Raw genomic sequence first — 18,576 nt, forward strand, 5'->3', positions numbered from 1 at the left:
ATGACCGGGAATAATCGCCGGAACATCCTAGCCGACCCGACGCGAAAACTCGACCGCCCCGTAGTCCCCGGGAGCGGGCGTCCGGCGGAGCGGAAGCAGCCAGGATGGCAGGAGACGAAAAGGCGGTATGACTGTTTCGAATCGCGTCTTCATCTCGATTGATTGCCTGTGTAAGAGTCAGGATCGGGGATCTGGTTCCGGTGACCCGCCGGGGGGCGGAGCAATGGGAATGGCCATCATCATCGCTCTTGCGCACGGCGTCGGGCTGCTGGCGCTGGTTCTGCTCGCCTATCGATTCATATTGCGGCGGTTCGGCGCCCGGCGCCACGCCTTCCCCTTTCTCTCCGGCCTGCTGTTCGGCCTCGCGGCGGCCATCTCGATGCTGGATGCCTATCCCGTCGATGCCGGGGTTCTGATCGACCTGCGCAACACGATGGTCGGGCTGGCCGGGCTGTTCGGCGGCTGGCCGGCGGCGCTGGTCTCGGCCGGGTTGGCCGGCGCGGTGCGGCTGTGGCTCGGTGGCGTGGGCGCGCCGAGCGGTGCCGCCGGCATCCTGCTGACCGCACTGGCGGCGCCGCTGCTGGCGCGGCTTCTGGCGCGGTTGATCGACCGGCGCGCCGCGCGGAAGGGCGGGCCGCGGCAGGGGCTGGGAAAAGGCGCGCTCGGTTTCGGGCAGCTGACGCTGTTCGGGCTTGCCGTCGCGCCGCTGACGCTGGCGGCCCTGCTGCTGTTGCCCGAGATGGCTCTCGCCCTGCGGGTACTGGCGGTGGCGGCGTTGCCGCTGACCGTCTTCACCAGCCTGGGCATCGGTCTGCTGGGGACCATGCTGGCACGCGAGCACCGCCGCTTTGCCGATGAACATGCGCTCGGCGAGAGCGAGGCACTGTTCCGTGCGGTGTTCGACACCTCGGCCGACAGCCTCGTCATCGTCCGTGTCCGCGAGGACGGCGGTTTCGTCCTGCACTGCGCCAACGCCGCCGCCTGCTGCACGCTGGGCGTCTCTGCGGAGGGGGCGGAAGGGCGGCCGCTCGACACGCTGCTGTCGCCGGACCTTGCCGCCAAGGTGGTGGCCGACCTGCAATCCTGCATCGATGCCGGCGCTCCCACCCGGTTCGAGGAGCAGCATAGCCGGGATGGCGTCACCCGCTGGTGGGAGGTGTCGCAGGTGCCGATCCGCGACGCCGGCGGCACCATCGTCATGGTGTCGGTCGGCGCCCGCGACATCACCCGGCGGCATGAGGCGGAGCGGGCGATCCGCGCCAGCGAGGCACGCTACCGCCTGCTGGCGCGCAGCGTCACCGACATCATTGGCCGCATTGGGCTGGACGGCGTGCGACGCTTCTGTTCGGAGGCGGCGCGCGACAGCCTTGGTTGCGCACCGGCCGATCTGGTCGGCCGCCCGCTGGTGGAGCGCATGCATCCCGACGACCGCGCCGCGGTGGCCGCCGGGCTGGCGCAGCTGACACCGGATCATCCGACCCTGAAGACGACCTATCGGCTGCGCCACGCCGACGGCCGCTGGGTATGGGTGGAGGGCGCGGTGCGGCTGGTCACCGACGATTGGGGGGCGCCGCAGGATTATGTCATCGTCGAGCGCGACGTCACCGCCCGCAAGATGATGGAGGCCGAGCTTCAGGACGCCCGCCATGCAGCGGAGGCCGCCAGCCGGACCAAGACGGAATTTCTGGCGAGCCTGAGCCACGAGCTGCGCACGCCGATGAACGCCGTCATCGGCTTCGCCGACCTGATCGCGCGTGAATCGGAGGGACCGGTCGGCAACGCCCACTACCGCGACTTCGCCGTCAACATCCGCGACAGCGGCCAGCATCTGCTGGAGCTGATCAACGAGATCCTGGACCATGTCCGGGCGGAGGCCGGGCAGCTGGTGCTGGACGACGAGGTGGTCGACCTCGATGCCGCCGCCGTCTTCGCCATCCGGCTTCTGTCGCCGCGGGCGGCGCGCGCCGGCATCGCCATCGGGGCGCGGGTGGACCCTGCCGCCCGCTATCTGCGCGGCGACGAGCGCCGTATCCGCCAGATCCTGCTGAACCTGCTGTCCAACGCGGTCAAATACACCCCGTCCGGCGGCGCCGTGTCGCTGACCGCCGGACCGGCGCCGGACGGCGGCCTGCTGCTGGAGGTGCGCGACAACGGGGTCGGCATCCCCGAACAGGATCTTGGCCGCGTCCTGCAGGCCTACTCCCGCGTCGACAGCCCGGCGAACCGCCAGACCGAGGGTGCCGGGCTGGGACTGCCGCTGACCCGCCGGCTGGTCGAGCTGCATGGCGGCACGTTGGCCCTGACCAGCCGGGTCGGGCAGGGCACCGCCGCGATCGCCCATTTCCCGCCGGACCGGCTGGCCGACGCGAGCGGCCGGCCTGCTGGCGCTGTGCAAGGTCTGACCGGTCTGTCAATCCTGATGGTCGAGGACGACCACAACATCCTGGAGAATGGCTGCGCCCTGCTGCGCAGCTGGGGACATCGGGTGACCGGCGCGTCCGGGGCGGGGGAGGCCTTGGTGGTGCTGCGCGGCGGCGAGCCGCTCGACCTGCTGTTCAGCGACATCGTGATGCCGCCGGGCATGACCGGGGCGGAGCTGGCACGCGAGGCGCGGCGGCTGCGGCCCGGCCTGCCGGTGCTGCTCGCGTCGGGCTTCGCCGCCCATGCCGTGGTCGCCGACGATGTGGCGCTGGGCGGCTACGACATGATCGCCAAGCCCTACGCCCCGGCCGAACTGCGCGACCGGCTGAACCGGCTGCGTCCGCCGGCGGGTGCGCAGGCGCAAACGCAGGCGGACTTGCCGCCGCCGCCGCCGGTTCCGGCACCGGCCCAACCTGATCCCCCCATCGTACCGGCCGCCGACCGTTCCGTTCCGGCTTCCCCGCGCGCGGACTCCCTGCGCATTCTGGTGGCCGAGGATGTGGAGATGAACCGCTTGCTGGCGGTCACGCTGCTGAAGCAGGCCGGCCACGCCGTCGTGGCGGTGGAGGACGGCGCGCAGGCTCTGGCCGCGGTCGGGCGCGAAGCCTTCGACGTGATCCTGATGGACCTCAACATGCCGGTGATGGACGGGCTGGAGGCGACGCGGGCGATCCGCGGGTTGCCGGGGCCGGCCGGCCGGACCGCCATCGTGGCGCTGACCGCCAATGCCTTTCCGGACGACATCGCCGGTTGCCATGAGGCGGGAATGGACGGCCATGTGCCCAAGCCGATCGACCGCACCCTGTTGCAGCGGGAGATCCAGCGTTGCGTCGCCTCCCGTCGCGCAGCGGAAGCGATGACCGGCCCCTTGCAGGATCGCGGCGCCTGACGGGTGCATGGTCGTCGTGGCGCCGCCCTGCCGGATGCAGCGTATCCGATGGCGGCAGGGGCGAGCGCGTCCACGTCATCCCCGGTCAGCTCCCGGCGCCGGCTTGGCCCAGCGCGTCCAGGACGGCATTGCTGGACAGCAGTTCCGGCAGGGCGATGCCTCGGGGCGCGCCGGGGCCGTAGACCATGTTGTAAGGGATGCCGTACCGGCCATGCTGTGCCAGATAGGCCATGATGGCATCGTTCGGGCTGGTCATGTCGGCCTTCATCGTGACGACAGGGCCGTCGGACAGGGCGCCCGCCACCGGGTCGCGGTCGAGCACCAAGCGCTTGTTGACGATGCAGGTGACGCACCAATCGGCGGTCACATCGACGAAGACCGTCCGACCCTGGGCGACCAGCGGTGCGATGTCCGCTTCGTCGAACTTTTGCCACCGGGCTGACGGGGAGATGGACGGGGTGGCTTCCCCCGGCTCCGCCGTGCGAGAGAGAAGAGACGGCATGCCGGCGGAAGCCAGCAGCAGCAGGACCGCCACCGGTCCGGCGGCCCGGCGCGACCGGTCGCCGCCGCGCAGGGAGCCGACGAAGGCGGCGGCAAGGGCTGCGACGGCGGCCATGGCGGTCGCCGCGACGATCCCGGCGACCGCCATGGAAGTCTGGGCGGCGAGAACCGTCAGCAGCCAGACAGCCGTCCCACCCAGCGCCACCGCGAGCAGGCGGCGCAGCACGCCCATCCACCGTCCGGGCCGCGGCAGCAGCCGGATCGTGCCGGGCAGGGCCGCCACCATCAGGTAGGGGGCGGCAAGCCCGATGCCGAGGGCGCCGAACACCGCCAGGATTTCAAGAGGGCCGCGCGCGAGCGCGAAGCCGACCGCGGTGCCGAGAAACGGTGCCGAGCAGGGCGTCGCCAGCAGCGTGGCGAAAGCGCCCATGGCGAAATGGCCGGCCGGCCCGTTTCCACCGGCTTGGCCCAGCACGGACATCGCAGCGGACGGCAGACGGAATTCGAACGCCCCGGCCAGGTTGGCGGCGAAGACCAGCAGCAGCGCCGCCATGGCCGCGATGAAGACGGGTTGCTGGAACTGCATGCCCCAGCCGACCAGGCCGCCTGCCATCCGGGTTGCGGCAAGCATGCCGCCCAGCACCAGCATGGCGGCGATGGCGCCGGCCGCCGTGGCGAGGAAGCCATGGCGAACCCGCCGCCGTTCCAGCCCCTGCTGGCCGATGACGGTCATCAGCTTCAGCGACAGCACCGGCAGGACGCAGGGCATCAGGTTGAGGATCAGCCCGCCCAGCAGAGCAACGGCCAGCATCGGTACGAGGTCCGCAAGCCCGCCGTCCGGTGCCGCCGCCGTGACGGTGAGCGCGGTCTCCACCGCGCGGGTGCCGCCCCCGGCCGTGCGATCCACCGCTGTGATGGTCAGCGGCTTGCCGGCGAGGGGGGCGGAGCCGGGAGCGCTTGCGACCGGGATCGTCAGGACCGCCGCCCGTCCGCCATCCTCAAGCGCGACATCGGGGGTGCCGAACGTCCCGTCGCCGCCTTCTACATAGGCCTCCGGTGCGGTGAGGGGCAGGGCGGACGACGACAGGCGCAGGGTCAGCGTCCCCTGCACCGGATCGGCCGCGACCCCGTCGACCGTCAGACCGCCGGCCCCGGCCTCGCCCACGCCCCGAAGGCGGGGAACCTGTGCGTCGAAGCGGCCGATCAGGGTCGCCGCGTCCGCATCGGGTGCCGCCGGACCGGCGGGCAGGTCGAGCCGCAGGTCGTGGGTGACGGGAACGCAAATGTCGCTGCAGACCAGCAGGTCGATCCGGCCATGCAGGGTCACCGGCTCGCCCGGCCGTTCGACCGTGACGGTCAGCGGAAGGACGATGTCGCCCTTGTAGCCCAGGGTTTCGATGCCGAGGGTGGAGAAGCGATGCGGCACCGGCCAGCGAACCGCGACCGATTTCACGTTGGCGGACCCGCTCCAGTCCATCCGTGGCGGCAGGCCGGCATCCCCGGGCGAACGCCAATAGGTCTTCCAGCCGACCTTCAGCTGGAGTTGCAGGCCGGCGGGAACGGTCGTCCGGTCTCCGGCGGCGTCGACCGCGGAGACCAGCCGCGCGTCCGAGGTCGCATCGCCGGACACCGGTCCGGTGGCAGCCGCGGCGGCTCCCGGCGTCGCCAGAACGGCAAGGGCCGCGACGAAGCCCACCCCCGCAATCGCCCTCGCAAACGCTGCCGGCCGGCGGCATCCATTCAGAATCGGGATCATGTCTTCATCCATCGATGGCATCGGGCCGGTCGGTGCCGAAGGGCAGGGGAGCGTTCATCCCGGGCCTCCGGGACTCCGTTTGGCCCGGACCTTGGCGACCATGGTCCGCATCGTCTTCAGATCGAGACCGCCGGGCACCAGATAGTCGCCGATGACGAAGGCCGGCGTGCCACGCAGATCGAGGGCTTCCGCCTGCGCCGAACCGTCGTCGAGGATCGCGCCGATCTCGGTCCCGCGGTCCTTCAGGTCGCGCTCGGCGCGTGCCAGATCGAGGCCGGCACCGGCAGCCGCCTTGCGGATTTTCTCTTCGTCCAGCCGGCCATGGATGTCCATCAGGGCATCGTGCACCGCTTCGTACCTGTCCTGCCAGCGCGCGGCCAGCGCCATCCGTGCGGCGTAGACCGATGCGGCGCCGAACACCGGCCAATGCTTGTGGATCACGCGGACGCCCTTGTCCTCGGCGGCAAGCTGCTTGACGAAGGGGTGGATCCGGCGGCAGACCGGGCATTGATAATCGAAATACTCGATCAGCACGACGTCGCCGTCGCGGTTGGCAGCCACGACGGCGCTCGGCCCCCGCGCGAGATCGTCGGGGCCGAGGTCCGCGACGGCGGTCGCAGCCGCCGCCGGCTGGGCGTGCGCGACGACGCCGGCCATGAGCAGGACGGCCGAAGCCAGCAGGGCGCGAAGGCGTGAAGGTCTGGGAAAGCGAGAGGTCATGATGACGCGCTTCTCCGTGGTCGGGGATGTGCGAAACCGCATGCGCGGGAGCGAAAGCCGGCAATGGCGGGGCGCGGGCCGACGCGGGCGCCGCGTCCGGCCGCGCAGGTCGATGACCGGTGCCGCCGGCCGGTATCAGACCGCCGGGCGCGGCGGCGGCAGGTCGGGGATGGTGGAAAGTCCGCGCAGAGGTTCGTCGATGGCACGGGCATGGCGGCCGGCGTCGTCGACGGAGGGGACGGGCGACCCCGCTGCCGCGGGCAGGGCGCCGCAGGCAGGTAGGCAGGGCGTCGCCTGGCAGCGGACCGCGCCGCCCGCTGCGCTCCCCCGTTCGGAGTGGCCTTCGCAGGGGCGTTCGCCCTGCGCGACGGACCGATGATCGAGGCTGTGCATCGACAGGGCGCCGGTCCCGCCATTCCTGTCAGGCGGGAGCGTGCCGGAGGCAAGAATCAGCAGGCCGGCCAGCACGAGCAGACCGGCCGTCAGCCTTCCAAGCATGTTCGCCGCACGCGCCAATCGGCCACCCCGCAATTCCGCCGTCCGGATTGCCACCGCCCCGATTGCCACCACCCGGATGGCAATCGTCCATGGTTCCGGGCGTCAGGCTAATCCGGTTCCGGGCGCCGCCGCAACCCGGCCCGGGCCGGCGCCGCCGAAGGGGGGACCTGCGTGGCGGGGATGGCACCTTAAGGTCCATTTAAGCTTCGGCGGGAAAATGAGCCGTCCAACCATTTCGCCGATCGAACCATCGGCCGCGCGTCGGCGCCGTCCCGAACGGCGGCGCGCCATTCGTTCTGTACGGGAGATCCGCGCTTTGCCATTGACGATCGGGCTCCTGCTGGCCCTCTCCTTCGTCGTCTCGCTTCTGGCGCTGGCCTTCCTCATCTGGGCCATCGCCACGCGGCAGATCACGCTGGACGGCGGTGCCGCCGCCACCATGTTCCAACCGGGGGAGGAGGGACATCCCGACCTGGATGGAACGCACCTCTACGATACGACCGGAATCGACCGGATTTCCGCCCGGCCGGTGGCCGTGCTGCTGGGCGGGGCCATCGTCTGGCTGATCGTCGGGTCGCTGTTCGGGCTGGGTGCATCGCTGAAGCTCCACTGGCCGGACTGGCTGACGCACTATGCGCCGCTGACCTTCGGGCGGATGCGGACGCTGCACCTCAATCTCGTCGCCTATGGCTGGCTGTCGCAGGCCGGCGTGGCGGCGATGATGTGGATCCTGCCGCGCATCTTCCATACCCCGCTGCGGTCGCCGCGCCTTCCGCTGATCGGGGCGGCGCTTTGGAATGTCGCGGTCGCCGCCGGAGCCGCCGCCATCGCCTCCGGCTGGACCGACGGCGAGGAATGGCTGGAGATCCCGTGGCAGATCGACGGCCTGCTGGCGCTGGCCGGCGTGTTCTTCGTCGTGCCCCTGGTGAAGACCGCGCGGGCGCGAACCGTGCATCACATCTACGTGACCGGCTGGTATTTCCTGGCGGCGATGGTGTGGTTCCCGGTTCTGTTCGTCGTCGCCAATCTTCCCGGCATCCATTACGGGACGGAGGAGGCGACGACCAACTGGTGGTTCGCGCACAATGTCCTCGGGCTCTGGCTGACGCCGCTGGGGGTCGGGACCGCCTATTACCTCATCCCGAAGATCATTGGAAAGCCGATCTTCTCCTATTCGGTTTCGCTGCTGGGCTTCTGGGGGCTGGCGCTGTTCTACAGCCAGGTCGGCATCCATCATCTGATCGGCGGGCCGATCCCCACATGGCTGGTCACGCTGTCGGTGGTGCATTCGGTGATGATGTTCATTCCCGTGATCGCCGTCGCCATCAACCAGCATGTGACGGTGGCCCGCAACCTGTGGGCGTTGAGGGAATCGCTGCCGCTGCGCTTCATCGTGTTCGGGGCGGTGTCCTACACGCTGGCCTCCTTCCAAGGGTCGGTGGAGGCGTTGCGGTCGGTCAACACCATCACGCATTTCACCCAATACACCGTCGGGCACGCCCATCTCGGCGCCTACGCCTTCGTGACGCTGGTGATGTTCGGCGCCGCCTATCACATCCTGCCGCGGCTGACCGGGCGCGACTTCGCCCATCCCGGCCTGATCCGTGCGCATTTCTGGCTGGTGGCAGCCGGCTTCGCCATCTATTTCGTCTCGCTTTCGGTGGGCGGGATCCTGCAGGGGCTGGCCATGCTCGACGCCACGCGCCCGTTCTCCGACAGCGTGATCCTGACCAAACCCTATCTGGAGGCCCGGTCGGTCGGCGGTGCGCTGATGACGCTGGGCCATCTCCTGTTCGCGATCAACGTCATCGGCATCGCGCTGCCGCGCCGCGCCGATGCCGTCACTCCGGTGGCCGCCGAATGAACCGCTATCTTCCGCTTTCGATCCTGGCGCTCGGCATCCTCGCCTTCGCCACGCTGATGCTGGTGATCGCGCCGGGCATGCAGATGGCCGCGCATCCGGCCCCCGCCGGGCTGAAGCCCTACACCGCCCAGGAGTTGCGCGGGCGCGACCAGTATGTCGGTCTCGGCTGCGTCTATTGCCACAGCCAACAGCCGCGCTCCCCCGACCAGGGGCCGGACGGCCAGCGGGGATGGGGGCGGCCGTCCGTCGCCGGCGACTACGCCTATGATCGGCCGCACCTGCTCGGCACCATGCGCACCGGCCCCGACCTGCTGAATGTGGGCGTGCGCCTGCCGTCGCAGTCCTGGCACCTGACCCACCTTTTCCAGCCGCGCGCCATCTTCGGCTGGTCGATCATGCCGTCCTACCCCTTCGTGTTCGAGGTGAAGGACCGGGCGGAGAACGGCGACACGGTGGTGCGCCTTCCCCCCGGCTACGCCCCGCCTTCGGGCGTGGTGGTGGCGAAGCCCGAGGCCGTCGACCTGGTGGCCTATCTGCTGTCGCTCGACCGCAGCTATCCGGTTCCGCCGGACGCGCTGCGCGACGAAGGCTATGCCAAGGCGGAGGGCGGCCGATGACCGTGAAGGACAAGGGCTTGCGGCAGCGCACGGCCGAGCATTTCGAACCGTGGGAGATGCATCGGCGCGTTCCGCTTCCGGTGATCTGGGTGGCGGTCGCGCTCGGCATCTGGGGAACCGGCACGCTGTTCCACGGCGCCGGCAGCGAAACGGTCGCCCGTGCGGAAAAGGTGCAGGCCGCGGCCGAGGCGGTGCGGCCGACGGATGCGCCGTCGCCCGGAGCGGCGCTGTTCGCCGCCAACTGCGCCACCTGCCATCAGGCGAACGGGGCCGGCGTGCGCCTTGCCGTGCCGCCGCTGGCCGGGTCGGAATTCCCGGCTTCCGGGCCGGAGACGGTCGCCCGCATCCTGCTGCGCGGCATCGACGGTCCGATCCGCGTCGCCGGGTCCGACTATGACGGCCACATGCCGCGTTTCGCATTCCTGGACGACGAACGCATCGCCATGCTCGCCACCCATGTCGCCGAACGTTTCGGCGGCCGTCCGGATGGGACGGCCGCACCGCTGGCGGCGGCCGACGTGGCGGTGCTGCGCAAGGCTGCGGACGGGCGGCAAAGCTGGGCAGGGGGGGCCGAACTGGCCGGGGCCGTCGCCGGCCTGCCGGACCAGCGGGCCGCCGTGCCGGCATCCTCGCCGTCCGTCGATGCGGCGGTGTCGGGCCTGATCTTCCAAGGCCGGGGGCAGGTGTGGGCCTGCGCGAGCTGCCATGGCGATCTGGGGCAGGGGACCGGCTCCACGCCGCGGCTGGCCGGCCTGCCTGCCTCCTACATCGCCCGCCAGTTGGCCGATTTCCGCGGCGGTCATCGTGCCGGCGAGAACATGCGGGTGGTGGCCTCGGGGCTGAGCGATGGCGAGATCGCCGGTCTGAGCACCTATTACGCCGGCCTGCGGGTGCCGTCGAACGCCGCCCCGGCGCTGGGCGGCGACCTTGCGCGCGGGGAGGAGATCGCGCTGCGCGGCGACTGGCGCAAGGACATTCCAGCCTGCTTCTCCTGTCACGGCCCGTCGGGCTTCGGCGTCGCGCCCGATTTTCCGGCGCTGGCCGCCCAGCACCCGGCCTATGTCGCCGGACAGCTCGCGGCCTGGGCCGGGGGCACGCGCGGCACTGCCCGGCTCGGCCTGATGGACCGGATTTCGGCGGCACTGCCGGACGCCGACCGCCGGGCAATCGCCGACTATCTCGCCTCGCTCGCCGCCGTGCCGGCGGTTGCCACCGTCACCGCCCAGGGAGTTCCGACCAATGGCCAGTGAGCCGCAAAACGCCGGCCCGCAGCATGCCGGCCCCGCATCGCCCAATCGCGGGCGCGTCGCGAAACAGGTGATCTACGCGCTGGGCGGGGGGCTGGCGCTGGCGGCGTTCGGCGCCCTGCTGCTGGAGGCCGGGCTGGTGCCGGGCTGGATCAGCGGGCGCGGGACCGAAGCCGCAGCCCGGCCGGTGACATTCTTCCGGCCGCCGCCGGCCGACCGGCTGCCCGAGGGGCCCTTCGGCGAAGCGGTCGCCCGTGGCCGGGAGATATTCACCAATACCCCGACCAATGCCGGGCAATTCGTCGGCAACGGCCTGTCCTGCTCGAACTGCCACCTCGACGCCGGCCGGCACCCCTATTCCGCGCCGATGTGGGCGGCCTGGACGAGCTATCCCATGTACCGCTCGAAGAACAAGCAGATCAACACCATGGAAGACCGGGTGATGGGCTGCTTCACGTATTCGATGAATGCGCAGCATTCGGTGTCCGGCGGGCCTCCGCCCCACGGTCACGACATCTATCGCGATCTGGAGGCCTATTTCTTCTGGCTGGCGACCGGGGCGCCGACCAACGGCAAGATGCAGGGAGGCGGCTTCGGCAAGGTGGAGAAGGCCGACGGCGGCTACGACCCCGGGCGCGGCGCCGCGGTCTTCGCCGAGAACTGCGCCGTCTGCCATGGAGCCGACGGCCAGGGGCGCACGGACATCAACGGGCGCATCGTCTTCCCGCCGCTGTGGGGACCGGACAGCTACAATTGGGGGGCGGGCATGGCGCGGATCGACACCGCCGCCGCCTTCATCAAGCACAACATGCCGCTGTCGCAGCCGGGCCGGCTGTCCGATCGGGAGGCCTGGGACGTCGCCGCCTTCATCGACAGCCAGGAGCGGCCCAAGGATCCGCGCCAGAAGGCCGGCATGACGGTGGAGGAGGCGGCCAGGCGCTGGCATGGCGGGGCGAGCTTCTACGGCAAGACGGTGGACGGGACGCTGCGCGGGATCGGCACGCCGCCGCCGGCCCATCCGGCCGGTGCCCCCGCCCTTCCCGCCGCCGCCCCCGCCACGGCACCGAACGGAGGCTGAAGCCGGTGCGACGCCTGTTCGGGATCGGCGGACTGGCCTGCGCCGGCTGTGCGCACGGTCTGGAACGCCGCCTGCGGACGCTGCCCGGCGTCCGGTCGGTCGGGGTCCATCATCTCACGGCCTCGGCGCTGATCGACTGGGACGAGAGCCGGCTGTCGCCGGACGATCTGCGGGCGGCGACGCGGTCGGCCGGATACGACATGATCGCCCGCCACCGGCCGGAGGAGATGTCGGCCGCCCTGGGGGCCGAGATCCGCCGCCTCGGCATCCGCCTCGCCGTCGCGGTGGTGGCCGGCATGTGGTCGATGGCGCCGGCGGTCGCGATCTATGCGGCGGATCTGCCGGCATCGGTCGCGTGGTGGCTGGCGCTGGCGTCCGGACTGTTCGCCTTGCCGGTGGTATTCTGGGCAGGGGCGGGGTTCCTGTGGATGGCATGGCGGTCGGTGCGGCTGCGGGCACCGGGCATGGACCTGCTGGTCGCTGTCGGCGCTGTGGCCGCGATGGCGGTATCCGCGGGGGCGTTGGTCCAGGGATCGTCGCGGGTGTGGTTCGACACGGCGACCATGCTGGTCACCCTGCTGCTGCTGGGGCGTCTGGTCGATGCCGTCACCCGCCGCGGCGCGCTGGACGCCTTGACGGCGATGGAGGCGGCTGCCCCGGAAACCGCGCTGGTGCCGGCACCGACATCGATGCCGATGCCGGAGAACGGCGGCTGGGTGCGGGTGCCGTGCTCCATGGTGGAACCCGGCGACATCGTGGCCGTCGATGCCGGGGACGCGGTGAGCATGGACGGGGTGGTCACCTCGGGCAGCGCCTGTGCCTGCGGGTCGATCGCACCTTCGGCGAACGCGAGATCGACCGGATGGGCGGTGCCATCGCCCTGGAGGTCGCGCGACGCGGGATCGCACGATCCCCCGCGGACCGCTGGGCCGGCGGGCTTTCCCTGGCGATTCCGGCGCTCGGCCTCAATGCCGGGCTGATCGCGGTGGCCGGGGGCGCCGATGCCGGCGAGGCTCTGCTGCGCGGCCTGACGGTGCTGGTGGCGGTGTGCCCCTGCGCCCTGTCCATTGCCCTGCCGCTCGCCCGGATGCGCGCGGCGCGGGTGGCGGCCGGGCTGGGGCTGGGGCTGCGCGACCTGGATGCCTTCGCGGCACTCGCATCGGCAAGGTCCATCGTCTTCGACAAGACCGGCACCCTGACCGCCGGGGACCTGCGGGTGACGGCGCTCGATCCGGTCCCCGGCGTCGGCGGGGCGGAATTGCTGGCATTGGCCGCCCGCGCGGAAACCGGCATCGCGCATCCCATCGCGCGGGCGATCGTCGCCGCCCATGGCGGAGATGCGGGGACCGGCGGGCAGCGGCATGCACGGGGTGCGGAGGCGACCGCCGCGGACGGGCGCCGCATCAGGATCGGGGCCGGCCCGGTCCGCGGCGACGGGCGGAGCTGGCTGGCGGTGACGGTCGACGGCGACCCGGCCGGCGCCATCGCGCTGAGCGACACGCCGGCCGGCGAGGCGGGTGACGTGATCGCCGCGCTGCGCAGACGCGGCCTGACGCCGCGCATCGCCACCGGCGACGGACGCGATGCCGCGCTGGCGCTGGCGCGGCGGATCGGGCTGGACGACGGCGCCGTCACCGCCGGCTGCTCCCCTTCCGGCAAGGCGGGGCTGCTGGGCGGCTTGGCCGGCCCGGTGGTCTTCGTCGGTGACGGAGTCAACGATGGTCCGGCGCTGGCGGTGGCGGATTGCGGGATTTCGGTTGCCGGGGCGCATTCGGCGGCGGCCCAGACGGCCGGCGTGGTGGTGACCGAGGGCGGATTGCACCGGGTCGTCGCCGCCATCGACCTGTCGCGGCGGTTCCGTTCGGTGGTCCGGCTCAATCTTGGGTTGGCGCTGGCCTACAACGCGATGATCGTTCCGGCGGCCCTTCTGGGCCTGCTGGAACCGGTGGGAGCGGCGCTGGCGATGGTCGCCAGTTCGCTGTCGGTCATCGCCAACAGCGCGCGCATCGGAACCGCCCCGTCCCCGGAACCCGCCGGGGAAACCGGACACGAAACTGGGCACCGGTCCCCGTCAGGCGCCTTCGTCCGGAGCGGGATGGACGGCTGAGAGCGTCTTGCCGGCACCGGAAGCGGTGGCGGGCAGAACCAGCTCCGCCAGTTCGCCGCCGCCGTCGCGGGGCAACAGGCGCAGGGTGCCCCGCATGCGGTCCATCGCCGCCGCGACGATGGCGAGACCCAGTCCGCTTCCGGCCTCCCGGCTGCCGGCTCCGCGATAGAAGCGCTCGGTCACATGCGGCCGGTCGCGTTCGGAAATGCCGGGTCCGCGGTCGGCGATGCGGAAGACCGCCCGGCCGTCCTCGCAGTGCAGGACGGCGTCCACCGCGGCGCCGGGCGGAGAGGCGGCGATGGCGTTTTCGATCAGGTTGCGCAGCGCCGATGCCAGCAGGGTGCCGCCGGGCGTGGCCCATCGGCAATCGCCCGGATCGATGCGCAGCGCCACCCCGCGCGATACCGCCAGCGCCGACAGGTCGTCGGCGACCTCGGTCAGGACGCGGCCACCCGGTATCGGCGTGCTGCCCGCCGGATCCGGCGCGTTTTCCACCGCCGTCATGTCCAGAAGCTGGCGGACCATCCGGTCGGTCCGGTCCACCCCTCCGGCAAGTTGGGTCAGCGCCCGGCGGCGGGTCGGTTCGTCCGGGGCGATGACGGCGATCTGCGCCTGCGTCTTCAGCCCGGCCAGCGGCGTCTTCAGTTCATGGGCGGCGAAGGCGGTGAAGCTGCGCTCGCGCTCGCGCGCCAGATCGACCCGCCGGAACAGGCCGTTCAGCGCCGCGATCATCGGGCGAAGCTCCTTCGGCGCCGTTTCTTCGTCGAGCGCGCCGAGGTCGTTCGCCGTCCGCCGGGCCAGAGTTTCCGCCATGCGGTCCAGCGGGGCCAGCCCAGCCCCCACCGCCCACCAGATCAGGAAGGCGATGAAGGGCAGGACGAGCAGGGCCGGCGGCAGCAGGCCCAGCGTCACGCCGCTGACCAGCCGGTCGCGCATGGTGCGCGTGTCCCCCACCATCACGCGGATGCCCAGGCCGCGGTCGACCAGGCTGTAGACCCGCCACACCTCGCTGCCGACCGCCTTCTCGCTGAACCCCTCGTCATCGTCCGCCAGGCGGCCGTCCGGCGCGCCCTTGGACCCGCCGATCAGCCGTCCGTCCAGCCCCCAGACCTGACAGGACATCTGCCGGGCGTAATCGTGGCGTCCGGCACCGGGCAAGGCCGGGGCGCTGTCCACCTGTTCGGCCGCGGTCGCCGCCGTGACGCCGGCCTGCCCGATCAGCGAGGCGACCATATGGGCCGATTCCTGCAAGCGACGGTCGAGCACATGCTCGACGTCGTCGCGGGTCCAGGTCTGGATCCAGAGTACGGCGGCGAGCCAGATGGTTCCGATGGCAGCCAGCAGAATGACGAACAGGCGCTTGCGGATCGACATCATGCCCCGGCCGCCAGCCGATAGCCCGCGCCGCGCACCGTCTCGATGTAGCGGGCCCCCAGCTTGGCGCGCAGCTTGTGGACATGGACCTCGATCGTGTTGCTTTCCACATCCTCCTGCCAGCCATAGAGCCGCTCTTCGAGGACGGATTTGGCCAGGATGGCGCCCGGCCGTTCCATCAGGGCCAGCAGAATGGTGAATTCGTTCCTGGAGAACCCCAATTCGCACCCGTTCATCAGGCCGCGCATCCGCGCCGGATCCAGCCGCAGCCCGTTCCATTCCAGCAGATTTTCCGCCCGGCCCCTCGCACGTCTCAGCAGCGCCCGCAGCCGTGCCGCCAACTCGTCAAGTTCGAACGGTTTGCCGAGATGATCGTCCGCCCCGGCATCCAGGCCGTAGACCCGGTCGCCCAGGCTGTCGCGCGCGGTCAGGAGCAGGACGGGCAAGTCGGAGCCTCGCGCCCGCAGATCGCGCAGCAGGTCCATGCCCGATCCATCGGGCAGCATGACGTCGAACACCGCGGCCTCGAAGCCTCCGAGCCCCAGCGCGTGTCCGGCATCGGTGCAGTTGCTCACCGCCTCGGTGGAGAAGCCGGCAATCCGCAATCCGACGGACAGACCGTCGCGCAGCATGTCGTCGTCCTCCACGATCAGGATTCGCATGGTTGTGGTGCTTCCGGCAACTGGTGGGACTATCGATCCCACAGGTCTATATGGCAATGCACCTGTCGATCGCGAGCTGGGATCGCCGGCGGTGGCGGAAGGGAGCCATGCGGGATGCCGAACCGGAAGGACCGTCCATACATGCGGTTCCTTGACCTGAATCAGCGTCGGTGGCCCCGGACTGGGCTATCGCTCGGCCGATGGGACGGCGTGGTGGATCGCAGGCGGGAACCGGGTGGGTGGGTGTGTTCGGTATCGGCATTGGCGGCGGGAAGCGGGGTGGCCTCCGCCCGCCCGGCTTGGCTTTCGGCTTGGTTCCCGGCCCGGTTCTCGGGGCGCTGGGACTGCTGTGCGCGGCGCTCGGCCCGGCGGTGGCCGCCGATCCGCCGATCCGGGTCGGGGTGCTGGCCTATCGGGGCGACGACCATGCCAACGCCGTCTGGGAGCCGACCGTCCGCTATCTGGCCGACCGTTTTCCCGAGCGTGGGGCGGAGATGGTGCCGCTCGACCTTGCCGGCATGGATGCGGCGGTGCGGACGGGGGCGGTCGATTTCGTTCTGACCAACACCGGCAATTATGTGGAGCTCGAGGCGCGCCATGGCGTGACCCGCATCGCGACGTTGCATTCGGCGCGCAGCGGGCCAACGGGCGCGGCCATCGGCTCGACCCTGATCGTGCGCGCCGACCGCGACGACATCCGTGGGGTCGCCGATCTCGCCGGCCATACGGTGATGGCGAGCGACCCGGAAGCGTTCGGCGGCTTTCAAATCGCCTGGGGCCTCATGCAGAAGGCGGGCCTGGATCCCTTCGGCGACCTGCGGGACCTGCGCTTCTCGGGATTTCCGGTCGACCGCCTCGCCTTCGCCGTGCGCGACGGCGAGGCGGACGCCGGGATCCTGCGCGCCTGCGTGCTGGAGGAGCTGGCGGCCGAGGGGCGCATCGATCCCAGCCGATTCCGCATCCTCGCTCCCCGGACGGCGCCGGGCTTCGGCTGCGCGCTGTCCAGCGACCTGTATCCGGACTGGCCGCTGGCGCGGTTGGCCGCGACGCCGGAGGCGCTGGCCAAGGATGTCGTCGTCGCCCTGTTCCAGATGCCGGAGAAGCATCCGGCGGCGCTGGCCGGCGGCTATCTCGGCTGGACGGTGCCGCTGGACTACCAGCCGGTCCACGGCCTGTTCCAGGCCCTGCGCATCGGGCCGTACCGGCATCTGCGGGAGGTGTCGCTGGCCGACCTGCTGTGGCGCTACTGGAAATGGCTGGCCTTCGCCGCCGCCGCCTTGCTGTGGTGGGCGATCCATTCGCTCCGGGTCGAGCATCTGGTCAAGGTGCGCACGGCGGAATTGCGGGCTGCCAACGGCAGCCTCGTCCACGAGATGGCCGAACGCCGACGGGCGGAGGAAAGCGCCCGCGCCCGGCGGCGCGAAATGGACCATGTCGCCCGCCTGTCCATCCTGGGCGAGATGGCGAGCAACCTCGCCCATGAGCTGAACCAGCCGCTGGGCGCCATCGCCAATTACGCCCGCGGCTGTACCCGCCGGCTGGAGATGGGGGCCGGCGATCCGGTGGAGCTGGCCGGTATCACCCGCGCCATCGCCGAACAGGCCGAGCGCGCCGGGCGGATCATCGCGCGCATCCGCGGCTTCGCCCGCGGCCGGACCGGCCAGGGCGGCGGCCACATCGAGCGGGTGGACGTGAACGAGGCGGTACGTGCGGCCATCGTCCTGTGCGAAGCCAACGCGCGGAGCGACGGCATCGCCATCGCCGCAGAGCTGGCCGACGGGCTGCCGCCGGTGCAGGCCGATGCGGTGCAGGTCGAGCAGGTCGTGCTCAATCTGGTCAAGAACGCGCTGGATGCCATGGAGGGGGTGGAACCCGGCGCGGCGCGGGTGACCGTCCGCACGCATATGGAATTGCCGGGGGAAGGTCCGGGGCGGATCGGAATAGCCGTCGCCGATCGGGGCCATGGCCTGTCCGATGCGGCACGGGCGCGACTGTTCGAACCCTTCTTCACCACCAAGCCGGACGGGATGGGGCTGGGCCTGTCGATCTGCCGGACCATCGTCGAAGCGCACGGCGGCCACCTGGAGGCGTCGGACAATCCCGGTGGCGGCACCGTCATGCGCGTGGTCCTGCCCATCGCCGACAACTGCGGACCGGCCGCCGGCCCGGATCATCGGGGAGAGACGTCATCATGACCGCAACCGCCGCCGGGACTGCCGATCACGCCGCCCGCACCGTCTATGTCGTCGACGACGATCCGGCGATGCGCCATTCCCTGGTCTGGCTGATCGGCGCGCTGGGGGTGCCGGTGCTGCCCTTCGCCTCGGGGGAGGAGTTCCTGCGCGCGGTCGGCACCGGCCGGCCGGGATGCCTCGTCACCGACGTGCGGATGCCGGGGATGAGCGGGCTGGAGTTGCAGGACACGCTTGCCCGTGCGGACTCGCCGCTGGCGGTCGTGGTCGTCACCGGCCATGGCGACGTGCCGATGGCGGCGCGCAGCTTCCGTGCCGGCGCGGTGGATTTCATCGAGAAGCCGTTCAACGACCAGATGCTGCTCGACCGCGTGCATGAGGCGCTGGAGAAGTCGGCCGCCCTCTGGCGGGACCGGGCGCGCAAGGCCGAGCTGCACGCCCGGCTGGCCCGCCTGACCGCGCGCGAACGGCAGGTGGCGGAGCTGGTGGTGGCCGGCAAGCCGAACAAGGTCATTGCCGCCGAGATCAATCTCAGCCTGAAGACGGTGGAGGTCCACCGCCACAACGCGATGGAAAAGCTGGAGGTCGCCTCCATCACCGACCTGACCCGCCTGCTGATGGAATCCCGGTAGGGACGGGGAGCAAGCGCC

Annotated in this window: 14 protein-coding genes; 9 read left to right on the top strand and 5 right to left on the bottom strand. The window is 71.2% G+C overall.

Annotation, left to right across the window (positions count from 1 at the left end; genetic code table 11):
* Nucleotides 1-229: 229 nt before the first annotated feature.
* The gene (locus AL072_RS21770; protein WP_245636916.1) at nt 230-3,310 is read left to right on the top strand and encodes a PAS domain S-box protein; all 3,081 of its coding nucleotides are present in this window, start codon (nt 230-232) and stop codon (nt 3,308-3,310) included.
* A gap of 85 nt (nt 3,311-3,395) precedes the next feature.
* Here AL072_RS21770 and AL072_RS21775 read toward each other — a convergent pair whose 3' ends face one another.
* From AL072_RS21775 to AL072_RS21785, 3 genes are all read right to left on the bottom strand, one after another.
* The gene (locus AL072_RS21775) at nt 3,396-5,567 is read right to left on the bottom strand and encodes a protein-disulfide reductase DsbD family protein (protein WP_045584286.1); all 2,172 of its coding nucleotides are present in this window, start codon (nt 5,565-5,567) and stop codon (nt 3,396-3,398) included.
* A gap of 54 nt (nt 5,568-5,621) precedes the next feature.
* On the bottom strand, nt 5,622-6,287 hold the full coding sequence (locus AL072_RS21780) for a DsbA family protein (RefSeq protein ID WP_045584287.1): 666 nt from the start codon (nt 6,285-6,287) through the stop codon (nt 5,622-5,624).
* Nucleotides 6,288-6,422: 135 nt separating this feature from the next.
* Nucleotides 6,423-6,785 carry a hypothetical protein gene (locus tag AL072_RS21785; protein ID WP_045584288.1) on the bottom strand — a complete coding sequence of 121 codons (363 nt, stop codon included), beginning with the start codon at nt 6,783-6,785 and terminating at the stop codon, nt 6,423-6,425.
* A 322-nt stretch (nt 6,786-7,107) separates the two neighbouring features.
* Between AL072_RS21785 and AL072_RS21790 the strand changes: the two genes are divergently transcribed.
* From AL072_RS21790 to AL072_RS36410, 6 genes are read left to right on the top strand one after another with little or no spacing between them, the layout of a single operon-like run.
* Entirely contained in the window at nt 7,108-8,649 is a 1,542-nt protein-coding gene (locus tag AL072_RS21790) for a cbb3-type cytochrome c oxidase subunit I (RefSeq protein ID WP_045584289.1), read from the top strand.
* A complete protein-coding gene (locus AL072_RS21795; RefSeq protein ID WP_045584290.1) occupies nt 8,646-9,266 on the top strand; it encodes a cbb3-type cytochrome c oxidase subunit II in 621 nt (206 codons plus the stop codon). The genes AL072_RS21790 and AL072_RS21795 overlap by 4 nt, the downstream gene beginning before the upstream one ends.
* Nucleotides 9,263-10,516: a c-type cytochrome gene (locus tag AL072_RS33665; protein ID WP_082109192.1), complete on the top strand. Its 1,254-nt coding sequence runs from the start codon at nt 9,263-9,265 to the stop codon at nt 10,514-10,516. Before AL072_RS21795 ends, AL072_RS33665 begins: the two co-directional genes overlap by 4 nt.
* On the top strand, nt 10,506-11,591 hold the full coding sequence (locus AL072_RS21805; RefSeq protein ID WP_052710250.1) for a c-type cytochrome: 1,086 nt from the start codon (nt 10,506-10,508) through the stop codon (nt 11,589-11,591). Before AL072_RS33665 ends, AL072_RS21805 begins: the two co-directional genes overlap by 11 nt.
* Before the next feature lie 5 nt (nt 11,592-11,596).
* Complete coding sequence (locus tag AL072_RS36405; RefSeq protein WP_158511089.1) at nt 11,597-12,571, top strand: cation transporter; 975 nt, start codon at nt 11,597-11,599, stop codon at nt 12,569-12,571.
* Complete coding sequence (locus tag AL072_RS36410) at nt 12,454-13,698, top strand: HAD-IC family P-type ATPase (protein ID WP_045584291.1); 1,245 nt, start codon at nt 12,454-12,456, stop codon at nt 13,696-13,698. Before AL072_RS36405 ends, AL072_RS36410 begins: the two co-directional genes overlap by 118 nt.
* Here the strand turns inward: AL072_RS36410 and AL072_RS21815 are convergent.
* Together AL072_RS21815 and AL072_RS21820 are read right to left on the bottom strand one after the other, a co-directional pair.
* Nucleotides 13,663-15,075, bottom strand: a complete 1,413-nt coding sequence (locus AL072_RS21815; RefSeq protein ID WP_045584292.1) for an ATP-binding protein — start codon at nt 15,073-15,075, stop codon at nt 13,663-13,665. The two genes, AL072_RS36410 and AL072_RS21815, sit on opposite strands and share 36 nt — an antisense overlap.
* Nucleotides 15,072-15,734 carry a response regulator gene (locus AL072_RS21820; protein WP_045584293.1) on the bottom strand — a complete coding sequence of 221 codons (663 nt, stop codon included), beginning with the start codon at nt 15,732-15,734 and terminating at the stop codon, nt 15,072-15,074. Before AL072_RS21820 ends, AL072_RS21815 begins: the two co-directional genes overlap by 4 nt.
* A 239-nt stretch (nt 15,735-15,973) precedes the next feature.
* Between AL072_RS21820 and AL072_RS21825 the strand changes: the two genes are divergently transcribed.
* Nucleotides 15,974-17,929 carry a sensor histidine kinase gene (locus AL072_RS21825; RefSeq protein ID WP_245636917.1) on the top strand — a complete coding sequence of 652 codons (1,956 nt, stop codon included), beginning with the start codon at nt 15,974-15,976 and terminating at the stop codon, nt 17,927-17,929.
* Entirely contained in the window at nt 17,926-18,558 is a 633-nt protein-coding gene (locus tag AL072_RS21830; RefSeq protein WP_045584294.1) for a response regulator transcription factor, read from the top strand. The genes AL072_RS21825 and AL072_RS21830 overlap by 4 nt, the downstream gene beginning before the upstream one ends.
* The last annotated feature ends 18 nt before the right edge of the window (nt 18,559-18,576 follow it).

This window comes from Azospirillum thiophilum (genome assembly GCF_001305595.1).
In the GTDB taxonomy this organism is placed as follows: Bacteria; Pseudomonadota; Alphaproteobacteria; order Azospirillales; family Azospirillaceae; genus Azospirillum; species Azospirillum thiophilum.